This is a genomic window from Carnobacterium inhibens subsp. inhibens DSM 13024, from assembly GCF_000746825.1.
Lineage (GTDB): Bacteria > Bacillota > Bacilli > Lactobacillales > Carnobacteriaceae > Carnobacterium_B > Carnobacterium_B inhibens.
In genome coordinates, this window is the sequence record NZ_JQIV01000006.1 from 1767386 (window position 1) to 1780375 (window position 12990).

General features: G+C 33.3%; 13 protein-coding genes. 11 read left to right on the forward strand and 2 right to left on the reverse strand.

Going from position 1 to position 12990, the window contains the following annotated elements; genetic code table 11:
- Positions 1–106: 106 nt before the first annotated feature.
- Positions 107–490, reverse strand: a complete 384-nt coding sequence (locus BR65_RS09680; RefSeq protein WP_023176508.1) for a YtxH domain-containing protein — start codon at positions 488–490, stop codon at positions 107–109.
- Positions 491–521: 31 nt separating this feature from the next.
- Entirely contained in the window at positions 522–977 is a 456-nt protein-coding gene (locus BR65_RS09685) for a DUF948 domain-containing protein (protein ID WP_023176509.1), read from the reverse strand.
- A 345-nt stretch (positions 978–1322) separates the two neighbouring features.
- Here BR65_RS09685 and BR65_RS09690 point away from each other — a divergent pair, with 345 nt between their 5' ends.
- The 11 genes from BR65_RS09690 to BR65_RS13660 all read left to right on the forward strand — a co-directional run bounded on the left by BR65_RS09690 (position 1323) and on the right by BR65_RS13660 (position 12975).
- Positions 1323–1841, forward strand: coding sequence for a PTS sugar transporter subunit IIA (locus BR65_RS09690; RefSeq protein WP_023176510.1), 519 nt, complete (start codon positions 1323–1325; stop codon positions 1839–1841).
- 188 nt (positions 1842–2029) lie between these two features.
- Complete coding sequence (gene yycF, locus BR65_RS09695; RefSeq protein ID WP_023176511.1) at positions 2030–2737, forward strand: response regulator YycF; 708 nt, start codon at positions 2030–2032, stop codon at positions 2735–2737.
- Positions 2738–2743: 6 nt separating this feature from the next.
- Positions 2744–4588, forward strand: coding sequence for a cell wall metabolism sensor histidine kinase WalK (walK, locus tag BR65_RS09700; protein WP_023176512.1), 1845 nt, complete (start codon positions 2744–2746; stop codon positions 4586–4588).
- Positions 4585–5886, forward strand: a complete 1302-nt coding sequence (locus BR65_RS09705; RefSeq protein WP_034538012.1) for a YycH family regulatory protein — start codon at positions 4585–4587, stop codon at positions 5884–5886. The genes walK and BR65_RS09705 overlap by 4 nt, the downstream gene beginning before the upstream one ends.
- 1 nt (position 5887) lies before the next feature.
- Entirely contained in the window at positions 5888–6739 is an 852-nt protein-coding gene (locus BR65_RS09710) for a two-component system regulatory protein YycI (protein WP_034538013.1), read from the forward strand.
- A 170-nt stretch (positions 6740–6909) separates the two neighbouring features.
- Positions 6910–7722: an MBL fold metallo-hydrolase gene (locus BR65_RS09715; RefSeq protein ID WP_034538014.1), complete on the forward strand. Its 813-nt coding sequence runs from the start codon at positions 6910–6912 to the stop codon at positions 7720–7722.
- Between the two features lie 204 nt (positions 7723–7926).
- Positions 7927–9249 (forward strand): S1C family serine protease, encoded by a 1323-nt coding sequence (locus tag BR65_RS09720; RefSeq protein ID WP_034538015.1) that lies wholly within the window; start codon positions 7927–7929, stop codon positions 9247–9249.
- Positions 9250–9431: 182 nt separating this feature from the next.
- The gene (locus BR65_RS09725) at positions 9432–9614 is read left to right on the forward strand and encodes a CxxH/CxxC protein (RefSeq protein WP_023176517.1); all 183 of its coding nucleotides are present in this window, start codon (positions 9432–9434) and stop codon (positions 9612–9614) included.
- Positions 9615–9679: 65 nt separating this feature from the next.
- The gene (gene rlmH / locus BR65_RS09730) at positions 9680–10159 is read left to right on the forward strand and encodes a 23S rRNA (pseudouridine(1915)-N(3))-methyltransferase RlmH (RefSeq protein WP_023176518.1); all 480 of its coding nucleotides are present in this window, start codon (positions 9680–9682) and stop codon (positions 10157–10159) included.
- Between the two features lie 157 nt (positions 10160–10316).
- Positions 10317–11819 (forward strand): type I restriction-modification system subunit M, encoded by a 1503-nt coding sequence (locus BR65_RS09735; protein WP_034538016.1) that lies wholly within the window; start codon positions 10317–10319, stop codon positions 11817–11819.
- Complete coding sequence (locus BR65_RS13660) at positions 11812–12975, forward strand: restriction endonuclease subunit S (protein WP_081901376.1); 1164 nt, start codon at positions 11812–11814, stop codon at positions 12973–12975. Before BR65_RS09735 ends, BR65_RS13660 begins: the two co-directional genes overlap by 8 nt.
- Positions 12976–12990: the final 15 nt, after the last annotated feature.

The following is a 12990-nucleotide window of genomic DNA, read 5'->3' on the forward strand; positions in this document are numbered from 1 at the left end:
TGATTTAGCATTAGTATATAAATAAGGATAAAGCAAATACCACTCCCCTAAAGTATTAGGAGAGTGGTATTTTAGTAAGGATTTTTACTTTGAGTTCTATTTAAGTCTATAATTGTCCACGTCTATCTTCAACAGATAGATCTGGGGTATCAGTTAAATCTTCAACGGTAGGTGATGAAGGAACTTCTACAGTTCCGTTAAATTCTGAAGTATCAACAGGTTCAGAGTGAAGATTTAAATCTGTTTCAATGTCTTCAATAGTAGAAGCTAATTCAGGATCAGTGTAGCTGATTTCTTCTTCAACTTCTTTGTAACTTTGTTTTACTTCTTCAGCAAAACTGTTTACTTGATCCATTGCTTGATCTTTTAAATCATATGCTTGTGCTTTGATATCTTCACGTAATTCTTTTCCTGATTTAGGAGCGAATAATAAAGCAGTAACTGCAGCAGCAGCTCCTACAAATAAAGTTTTAGTAAAACTGTTAGCCATAATAAAGTTCCCCTTTTCTAAATTAGTTTAGTTAATTAAATGAAAAACGTTTTTTTGTCCTCTTTTTTCTAGTTTGATACATCTTCAAAGCAGTTTTTCCTACTTTAGTTATGCGAGGAGGAGTAACCGTAACTTTTCTACGTGAGCTAGAGAAAAGAGATGAAACGACTTTTGTGCCATTTTGTTTTAAGTCATTGATCGATTCTCCAAATTCACTTGTTGTCTGAGTAAAGCTAGAAATATAAGATTGTTTAACAGCGATATCTTTGGTCATACCATCTACTCTAGTAGTCATATGATCTATTTTACTTGTTATAGCATCTGCTTCTTTTGTAAAATGATTGATATGATCTTGAACAGTGGTTTGAGTTGAATTAATTTCTTTCATTAGTTTTCCAACTTTTTTACCGATGAGAATTCCTACAATAACTAAAGCAACCAAGGCTAAGACAACAACACCAATTGCTATGATAAATTCGACTGACATTTAGCTTTTACGCTCCTTTCATTAAGATAGATTTTAAAACAGTTTAACTTAATAAGAAAGTAGACAAATCGTACACTCATCTAAATTGGTGAGCGATTAATTTACCTTTATTTTCTATAGAATACCATTAAAGATAGGAATATCCAAATAAAATGAAATCGCATTAATGAGAAAATTTAAATTGAAAAATTATTTGTTGTTAAAAGAATAAATAACACCTTTGATTGATGGTTTTTTTTATAAGGGATGGTCAAAATGAAAAGAATCCGTTACAATTAAAGATAAAACAATAACTAGAAGACAGTAGTGGTTAATAAAAGAGTAAGACATTGGAGGATTAATGGAATGAGCTTATCTTCAAAACAAGAAACACAAAGCGAGCTAACAGGGAAGAATAAAGCGCTATTGGTTGCTGTAACAGATGGTAGCATGATACCTATAGAAGAAGTGCCTGATTTGGTATTTTCTGAAAAAATGATTGGAGAAGGTTTTGCTATGATTCCAACATCTGATGTAGTTTATGCGCCTATTAGCGGAAAGTTATTTCAAGTAGCGGGTGCATCTCATGCATTCGAAATACGAACAGATGATGGTTTAGAAGTGTTAGTTCATGTTGGTTTGGATACTGTAACGCTAAACGGGGAAGGTTTTGAAACAAACTTAAAAAAGGGCATGATGATAAAGCAAGGTGAACCTCTAGTAAAATTTGATAGAGAGTACCTTTTAAGTCGAGGATGCCGTTTGTTTATACCTGTTGTTGTGATAAATGGAGAAAACGAGAATTACCATTATGTTTTTAAACCGAACAATGAGATACAAGCCGAAGCTGGAAAAACAATTGCGTTGACGATTGAAGGCTATTAAACAGTTATTATATTTACTCAAAATCAAGAGCTCTGAATGAGCTCTTGATTTTGTTTTTGCACTCTTATTGTATGTTCGGTATAATGGAAAGTAGAACAGTTTATCATTCTATAAGTAATTATAAAAAGTAAAGCCATTAAAAACTAAAAAAATCATTAAAAAAATAGTAAGTCCAAGGAGGTTTTATTTTGAAAAAAATATTAGTAGTTGATGATGAAAAACCAATTTCGGATATTGTAAAATTTAATTTAACAAAAGAAGGTTATGAAGTATTTACTGCGTATGATGGAGAAGAAGCTTTAGAAAAAGTTGAGGAAGTATTGCCTGATCTGATTATCTTAGATTTGATGCTTCCTAAAAAAGACGGGCTAGAAGTCTGTCGCGAAGTACGTAAAAGTCACGACATGCCTATTATTATGGTGACAGCAAAAGATTCAGAAATCGACAAAGTTCTTGGATTAGAACTTGGGGCTGATGATTATGTGACCAAACCTTTTTCAAATAGAGAACTTACTGCGCGTGTTAAAGCAAACTTAAGACGTCATGACAATGCTAAAACTCCTGTCGTTGAAGAAGTAGAAACAAACGATATTGAAGTTGGTGCATTAACGATTCATCCTGATGCATATATTGTTTCTAAAAGAGGAGAAACGATTGAATTAACTCACCGTGAATTTGAATTGCTGCATTATTTAGCTAAGCATTTAGGTCAAGTGATGACTAGAGAACATTTATTGCAAACGGTATGGGGTTATGATTATTTCGGTGATGTGAGAACAGTGGATGTAACGGTTAGAAGACTGAGAGAAAAAATAGAAGATAATCCAAGTCATCCAACTTGGCTTGTCACAAGACGTGGAGTGGGCTACTATTTAAGAAATCCTGAACAGGAGTAGTGTTTCATGAAGAAAAAAATTACTTTTTTTCAATCAATTGATTTTAAAATCATCTTTGTTTTTATCATTTTGCTTTTAGTAGCATTGGAATTGATTGGAACATATTTTGTTAGGCAATTAGAAACACAGCTGGTAACTAATTTCCAAGAAGAAAAAAGACTTCAAGTAGGATTTCTAGAGAACACTATTCAACCTATTCTGATCGATGATGAAACAACAGAAGATAGTGAAGAAATAGGGAATTTGATTAAAGACTTTTCGGGAAATGGAGTCTTAGAAGTTCAAGTAATCGATGATCAACACTATTTATTAGGAACAAGCGACAGTACGCAACAAAATAGTGTGGGCAGTAAAACCAATGATAATGATGTCCACCAAGCGTTACTATTAGGAAATACAGTTACAAGTCAATACAAAGATCAAACAACCAATGACCGAATCTGGAAGTTGGTTTCTCCTATTATATCAGGTGACGGATCAAATGAAATATTAGGTGTAGTAGCTTTAACGACTAATATAGAGAGTGTTTATGAACAAATAAGTGAAATAACGGTTATTTTTCTTAATTCTTCATTAATAGCAGTTGCCTTAACGGTTATTTTATCCCTATTTATTTCCCGGGCAATAACCAAACCAATTACGGAAATGACACAACAAACTATTCAAATGGCTGATGGAGATTATTCTGGGCAAGTAAAAGTCTACAGTAAAGATGAGTTGGGTATTTTGTCAATGGCGATCAATGATTTATCTACTAAAGTTGAAGAAGCTCAAGAAACAACTGAATCTGAACGTAGACGTTTAAATAGTGTGTTAACGCATATGACTGATGGCGTTATTGCAACAGACCGTAGAGGAATCATCGTCATTATTAATGATAAAGCAATGGAAATGTTGAATATTTCCCAGGAAATGGCTTTAGGCGTTTCTATTTTAAAGGTATTAAAAATAGATCAAGAATATACTTTGCGAAAATTACTAGAAAATGAAGATGAAATGCAGTTTGATTTTTCTACTGATGAAGTACCTGTCACTTTACGTGGTGAATTCACATTGATACAAAGAGAAACGGGCTTTATTAGTGGAATCGTGTGTGTGTTACATGATGTGACTAAGCAAGAAAAAATTGAAAATGAGCGTAAAGAATTTGTATCTAATGTGTCACATGAATTGAGAACGCCTTTGACAAGTATGAGAAGTTATTTAGAAGCCTTATTGGATGGAGCTTGGAAAGATCCAGAGATAGCTCCTCAGTTTTTACAAGTAACACAAGAAGAAACAGACCGTATGATTCGTATGATCAAAGATCTATTAGACTTATCACGTATGGATTCTGGGAGAGCCGTTTTAGATTTGGAATATCTTAATGTAAACGAATTGTTTGATCATGTCATTAAACGTTTTGAAATGATGATACAATCTTCAGATAAACAAAGTAAGGCATTTTCTATTAAGAGAGAGTTTACAGAAAGACAACTATGGGTAGAAGTTGATGCGGATAAAATGATTCAAGTGTTAGATAATATTATGAATAATGCTATCAAATATTCTCCTGATGGTGGAACCATTAAGTGTGGATTGGTTGAAACGAATGATAGTGTCGTTTTAAGTATAAGTGATGAAGGTCTGGGTATTCCAAAACGAGATCTAACAAACGTCTTTGACCGTTTCTTTAGAGTAGATAAAGCTCGGGCTCGTTCTATGGGCGGGACTGGATTAGGTCTGGCTATATCTAAAGAAGTCGTTCAACAGCATAAAGGTAAGATTTGGGTAGAAAGCACGGAAGGAAAAGGAACTACTTTTTATATTTCATTGCCTTATCTTCCGTATGAGGAGGATGATTGGGAATGAAAAAAGAATTATTTTTAAAAATCGTTCTGGGTGCTCTCATTTGTTTGAGTCTCTTTTTAACTTTTATTATTTGGACTAGACCTAGTCAATTTAATGAAGAGATAAATACTAATCAAGGGACCACATCATCAGTATCTGTTGCGCGAAAATTGCCGCAAGTATTTGGACCTACTCAAATTGTTCTCCATTCTTATGGCGAAACAAATGTTTTTTTTCAATCAGACGTTGTGAGCTCTTTAACTAAGGAGCTTGCCAACTGGAAGATTCATTCTGTAGAAGAACCTGTTGAATTAAGCAATGAAGAGTACCAAGACAAATTAAACCAAACAAATGCGGTTGAAATGGTTTTTACACAAAAAATTTCTTTCGGTATTTTTTCAGATGTGTTTGATAATCTTGCAGGTGAATATTATGATCGTTCCTTCAATCGTCTATATTTTTCGGAAGACGATGTGGATCAAATTTATTTCTATAATACGCAGTCAAAATTATTTTACAGCGAAACAATAGAAGGAATTGATCAGAAGAAGGTAAATGAGTTACTAAATGATGAAAAAGAGAAGTATTATGCAGCGACAGCTGTTTTAGACGAAGGAAAACAAGTCTATACATCGCTAAATGAAGTTGAATTGCCTTACTTAAGTTACTTAGTAGAAAGGCAAACAAATCAATTGTTCATTGAACAATTATTTGATGATACTTCAGAAGTAAGAGAAGATAGTGATAACTCGGAAAATATTGTTAGTTATAATGATTATGTGAGCGAACTGCAAATCAATGAAAACACAGATATTTTAACGTATTATAGAAATCGGAATTCAGAAAATAAGTTGTCCATTACAGACACACTTAGAGAAAGTTACAATGAATTGATCCAATATGAAAATTGGTCTTCAACGGTTCATTATTTTGATTATAATGACTCAACAAGAGAAGTAATCTATCGTCGTTATATTGAAGGACTACCAGTATTTAGTGAGCTTTTTGATTATGGAACAACGCACATCACAGTTGTTGAAGATGGATTGTCTCGATTACAAGTTCCTTTAGTCATTGCTCAAACGCCAATTTCGGATGTAGAAGAACAAAAGACATTGCCAAGTGGAGTAAGTATTTTAGAATCTTTAGAAGCGTATGGCTATGACAGTGAAGAAATTGATGATATTAAAATTGGCTATACTTGGACTAATAACAAGGAATCAGACCGTGTAATCAATTTAGAACCTAATTGGTATATTAAAATTAATGGAACTTGGGAACTTGCTAAAAACCTACTTCTAAATGAAGGAGGTCAATAAAATGGATTTTAAACGAATTCAAATTATTTTCATTATTACGTTTCTCTTTTTAAATACGTTCTTGATTGTTACCTATATTGATAAGAATAAAAATTATTACTCTAGTAGCTCAAATCAAGTAATTGATTTTTCTAAAGAAATGGAAAATGAGAATATTAAGTTACCGAAATTTTCAGAAAATGAAAATAAAGTGCCTTATGTTCAAGCTGAAACTCATACATTGTTAGAAGACAATGTAGATCAATTAAGTAATCACTCTGGAGTAATTGAAGAAGATGGCTCACTTTATAGCAGTTTGCTTTCTAAGCCGCTTGCTTTATCAGAAGAAACGGAACTAACTAAGGAAGATATTGAATTGTTAACAGAATTTGTATTGAGTGAACAAGTGTTATTTGGTGCCGAATACCGTTATTTTAACTACAATGCTACAAACCAACAAATAACATTTGCTCAAATAGCAAATAATATTCCTATTGCAGATGGAACGTCAGAAATCATATTTCATTTAAATAATAAAAAAGAAGTGATCTCTTATGACCAAACGTATGCTGGGCCAGTTACAGTTCAAGGTGAAAGCCGTACTCTGATCACAGATAAAAATGCTGTTGAGATTTTGTATCAAAATGATGAGATACCAGCAAATGCTACAGTGAAAAAACCAGTATTAACTTACTCTAAAACTCTTTCTTTACAAAAATTAAGCATGTATGCACCTGTGTGGTATATTCAGATCATCAATAGTGGGAATACAGAATTTAAACGAGTTGATGCTCTTAGTGGCAGTATTATTCGGTCAAATACGTCTGACACATCCAAAGTGCAAGAATCGGAAGTAAGCGAAAGTTCAAATTAAATCTAGTATGAAAATAACTGAAAAATTAACTTTTATAGTTAGACTTAAAGTAAAGGGAGCAAGCAACGTCTTGTCATTCACCTTTCTTTGGGTCTTTTTTTACGTTTTGAAAACTTGAATTTATATAAGTTTGATGTAAAATGATAAAGGTGATAGAGGAGGATTTTTAAATGTTATCCAATGAAAGTAATGATTTAAAGGTTAGTATTCTTGCCAGTGGAAGTTCTGGAAATGTAACCTATATAGAATCCGAAAAGAAAAAATTATTAGTCGATAGCGGACTAAGCGGAAAAAAAATAACTGAATTATTAAAAAAGATAAATCGAAATGTAGCAGACTTAGATGGAATCTTAGTGACACATGAACACCGAGATCATGTACATGGAGTTGGTGTGTTGGCTCGAAAATACCATTTAGACGTTTATGCAAATGCGGAAACCTGGGAAGCTATGTCACCTATTATTGGTACGATTAAGACAGAACAAAAGTATTTATTCGAAATGGGAAAAACAATGACTATTGGAGACATAGATGTAGAAAGCTTCGGTGTTTCGCATGATGCAGTTGCTCCTCAATTTTATAGTTTTCATAAAGATAATAAGAATTTTGTGATGTTGACTGATACAGGTTATGTTAGTGACCGTATGAGAGGGATCGTGTCGAATGCAGATGCGTATTTATTTGAGAGCAATCATGATCTTGAAATGTTACGGATGGGCAATTATCCATGGCATTTAAAACAACGTATTTTGGGAGATAAAGGACATCTTTCAAACGAAGATGGTGCATTAGCATTGTCAGAAATTATAGGAGATGCTACTAAAAGAGTTTATCTAGGTCATTTAAGTAAAGATAATAATTTAAAAGAACTGGCTCATTTGACAGCTGTAAATATTTTAAAGGAAAAAGAAACAGGGGTAGAAGATAAGTTTATAGTTTTTGATACGGATCCTGTTGAACCTACTTCATTATTTGTTATTTAAATAAGAAAAATAAACCTCTCTTGCTAAAGTCTAAGAGAGGCTTATTTAGTCATTGGGGCTATTATTACCTGTAATAAAGAATTAATGGTAAAATTAATTAGTAATTTAATAAAAATATCCAAGAAGTTTCATATAAAATTCAAATGTAATGAGTATGCTAGACATATCAAAGAAAACGAGAAATTATTATGAGGGGTGAATGCAATGAGTGATGAGAACAAACACGATCAACCAAATTTGCCGTTACATGAAAAAGAAGAACAACCATTAAAAAATCAAAAAGATAGCAGAATAACAAATACTGAATCTTCTCCTGAAAAAAGCAAGAAAAAAAGTTCATGGAAAAGTGGCATTATTGGAGGGCTGGTCGGTGGTTTAGTTGTAGCAGCTTTAGGTGGAGGATACTTGGCAGCTACTGATGATGGTATCAATACCAATACAAGTACAGGTATGGTTGATAAAGATACCGGTGAAGTCGTTACAACTAATGTGAGTGTGGATGTGACTTCTGACGTTACAGAAGCTGTAGCCAAAGTAGAAGATGCAGTCGTTTCAGTTGTAAATATGCAATCTCAATCAAGTAATGGATTCGGTGGTGCATTTGAAACCGATGAAAGCATGCAAGAAGAAGGCAGTTTAGAAACAGCTGGAGAAGGTAGTGGAGTTATCTATAAAAAAGATAATGATACGGCTTATGTTGTAACTAATAATCATGTTATCGATGGTTCCGATGCCATTGAAGTTATTTTAAAAGATGGAACAAAAGTTGAAGCTGAGTTAATTGGAACAGATATTTGGACAGATTTAGCGGTATTATCTATTCCATCTGAAAAAGTAACAACTGTTGCTACTTTTGGTGATTCTGATGCCTTAAAAGTTGGTGAACCTTCAATTGCGATAGGTTCTCCTTTAGGTACAAACTTTGCTTCTTCAGTAACCCAAGGGATCATTTCTGCTAAAAATAGAAGTGTTGAGACGGATATTACAGGCGATGGCGTAGTAGATTGGGAAGTTACAGCTCTTCAAACCGACGCAGCTATCAATCCAGGTAATTCTGGTGGTGCTTTGATCAATATAGCTGGTCAAGTAATTGGAATCAATTCAATGAAAATCTCTAGTGATACTGTCGAAGGAATGGGATTTGCTATTCCAAGCAATGACGTTGTTAGCATCATTAATCAATTGGAAGCAAATGGTGAAGTTGTTCGTCCGGTATTGGGAATTAGCTTATTGGATTTAAGTGAAATATCTGAACAACAACAAGAAACAGTCTTGAAATTACCTGAAGAAATTTCTTCTGGTATTGTAGTTGCGGAAGTTCAATCAGGATCTGCTGCTGAAATAGGAGGATTAGAACAATACGATGTTATTGTAAAATTCAACGGTGTAGAAGTTACAGACTCCATTTCCTTACGTAAAGAAATCTATGCTTCAGAGCTAGGTAAAGAAATTGAAATTGAATTTTATCGCAATGGTGAATTACAAAAAGCTACAGTCACAATGACTGCTGCTGAAACGAGTTTATAAGAATATAAATGAAATAATAAAAAATCCTTTCTAAATAAACCAATTTAGAAAGGATTTTTTTGGTTTTTTGTGGACAAGTAAAAATAAAAAGTTTTGAACATTGTGGATAAGTGCTGTAAAATAATATAAATAGGTATGTGGAGACAAAAAAAGTTATCCACAAAATCAGGAAGGTGTTGTGGATGGATAAAATTTTAGCGTGCCAAGAACATATAGAAGAAGCTTTAGATGACGCAGTTTATGGCGGTTTTGAAATGCCGGTGCTAGACCAATTATTGCTTGTTGATAACTCAAAACATAAATGCGGTTATTGCGAGCAGGATGCAATATATGTAGTGTCGAACAAGCATTCTACCACTAGATAATGATATGAAGTTGTGGACATGTGGATAACTTTTGTGGATAACCTGTGATTATAGGAGGATAACTTTTGAACATCAAAATAATAACTGTGGGTAAATTAAAAGAAAAATATTTAAAAATGGGAATTGCAGAATATGCTAAACGATTATCAGCCTATTGTAAAATGGAATTAATTGAAGTGCCGGATGAAAAAGCACCTGAGAAATTAAGTGAAGCTGAAATGGTACAAGTCAAAGAAAAAGAAGGCGAACGGATTTTAGCGAAAATTCCAGATCAAGCATTTGTTTTTGCATTAGCTATTGAAGGGAAACAACGAACTTCAGAAGAATTTGCAAAAGAGATTGAACAACTGGGAGTTCAAGGGAAAAGTACCATTGTTTTTGTGATAGGTGGGTCATTAGGTTTAAGTGATGCAGTAATGAAAAGAAGCAATACACCCATCTCATTTGGAAAAATGACGCTTCCTCATCAATTGATGCGATTAGTTTTAATTGAACAGATCTATCGTGGCTTCAAAATTGTTAGGAATGAACCATATCATAAATGAGGTCATTAATTCATGATTCAAATATGTATTACAAGTGAGGATAATAAATAGGAGTATTAATCAAATTTTCTATAAAATCATATTAATATTAGCATTTAGATGGCATAGACAACTATGATATAATAGTGATATATATCATAAAAAGGGAGCGGTTGCATTGGCTGAAGTAATAAATAGTGCGGATTTAGGTTTTGAAAAAGAAATTTTTAAAGCAGCAGACAAATTACGAGGAAATATTGATGCTTCAGAATATAAGAATATTGTTTTAGGATTAATTTTTTTGAAATATATATCTGATAGCTTTGAAGAACGATATCAAGAATTGCTCGAAGAAGGCGACGGTTTTGAGGAAGATCGAGACGAATATCTCGCTGAAAATATATTCTTCGTTCCTGAAAAAGCACGTTGGGACTACATAGCCAAGCATGCGACAGAGCCAGAAATTGGACAGGTCATTGATCAAGCAATGATCTCAATTGAGGAAGATAATGATCGGTTGAGAGGTATTTTACCAAAAAATTATGCACGCCCTGAATTAGATAAACGTCGTTTAGGAGAAGTCGTAGATTTATTTAACAACTTAAAGTTAAAAGAACATGGAGATTCAAAAGATATTTTAGGTCGTACTTATGAATATGCTATTGCGCAATTTGCAAGTTTAGAAGGTAAGAATGCTGGAGAGTTCTATACACCTTCAAGTATTGTAAAAACTTTAGTGGGAATTCTAGAACCGTATGAAGGACGAGTTTATGACCCATGCTGTGGAGCGGGTGGGATGTTTGTCCAATCAGCTAAGTTTGTCGAAAATCATCAAGGTCGTATAAATGAACTGTCGATTTATGGACAAGAAGCAAATGCAAACACATGGAAGCTTGCGCAAATGAACCTAGCGATCCATGGTATAGAAGGTGACTTAGGACAAGGTGCAGCAGATACTTTCTATAATAATCAACATCAAAGCATGCGTGCAGATTATGTTTTAGCTAATCCGCCATTTAATATGAGCGATTGGGGAGGCGATAAATTAGCTGAAGATGTTCGTTGGCAATATGGTACACCACCGGAAGGAAATGCCAACTTTGCCTGGATGCAACATATGATTTATCACTTGGCCCCCAATGGGAAATTAGGTCTCGTTCTAGCGAATGGTTCATTATCTTCAGGTGGTAGAGAAGGGGAAATTCGTGCGAATATTATTAAAGATGATTTAGTAGAAGCGGTTATTTCAATGCCAGGAAAATTATTCTACTCGACGGGAATCGCTGTGTCGCTTTGGATTATCAATAAAAATAAAAAACGAAAAGGAAAGACACTTTTCATTGATGCCCGCAGTCTAGGAAATATGATTTCACGAGCGCACCGAGAATTATCAATAGAAGATATCGATAATATAGCTAATGCATATCATAGTTTTAAGAAAGGTGAAAACGTACAAAAGTTAGGATACGTTCACGAAGCTAGTCTAGAAGAAATTGAACAAAATAACTTTGTATTAACACCTGGAAGATATGTTGGAATGGAAGAAGTGAAAGATGATGGTATCTCATTTGAAGAAAAGATGGAAATTTTAACAGCGGAACTTGGAGACTTAATAAGCGAATCTCACAAATTAGAAGATGAAATTAGAGAACAAGTAGGTGGGATTGGTTTTGATGTATAATGAATGGAAAATGGTAACCATTGGTAGTTTGGGAAAAATCGTTACTGGGATGACGCCTGGAACTAAAAATAAAGAGAATTATGGAAATGACTTTTTGTTTCTCACACCTTCTGATGATATGGAGCAAAGATTTGTTGGGGAGACTAAGAGAAAATTATCTTCTGTCGGAGTAAAAATTGTACAAAATAAGGTACTACCAAAAAATTCTATCTCTATTAGTTGTATAGGATCCCAATTAGGTAAAGTAGTGATCACAAAGAAAGAAACAGTCACTAATCAACAAATTAATAGCATAATTCCATATGATAATGTAGATTATATGTTTTTATATTATTCAATGTTAATAGCGGGGAAGAAACTGAATTATCTAAGCAAAACTTCAACGGCAGTACCTATAATCAATAAAACGGAGTTCTCTGAATTTGAAATTTTACTGCCACCATTATCAGAGCAGAAGCTAATAGCAAATATCCTATCATCTTTCGACAATAAAATCGAAAATAATAATGCTATCATTGCAAACCTTGAAGAACAAGCAAAGCTTATCTTTGAAAAAGAGTTTATGAAAAATGATTTAATTAAAGAGAATAAATTTGAATTTCAGAAGTTTGGAGAATTATTTAAATTTGTAAAGGGAAAAAAGCCGAAAAATATTAGTGATCTGCCGCAAGAAGATTATATACCATATCTTGTAAAAAAATATATAGATAGCAATGAAGTTACATTTGCGTCTAGTAATGATGGTATTCTAATAGATGACCTTGATGTTTTCATGTTAATGGATGGAGCAAACTCGGGGAATATTTATTATGGATACAATGGAATCCTTGGTTCTACCTTTAGTTGGCTTAAAAATGATAATGATATGGTCAACGAATACATCTATTGGTATTTACTTATTAATCAAGATTTCGTTAGAAACCAAAATACTGGTTCAGCTATACCACATGCTAATAAAGACTATATAAATAATCTTGAAGTAATGTTGCCTATAAATATTGAAACGGATAAAACATTAAAAGCTTTAAAAAATATGAGATTATATTCTATTAATCTACGTAGAGAGAGCAATAAATTAGTAGAAACCCGTGACACACTAATCCCTAAATTAATGTCAGAAGAACTTCGAATAGAAGAAGCAATTGCAACAAAATAGAAGGTACCTAATGTC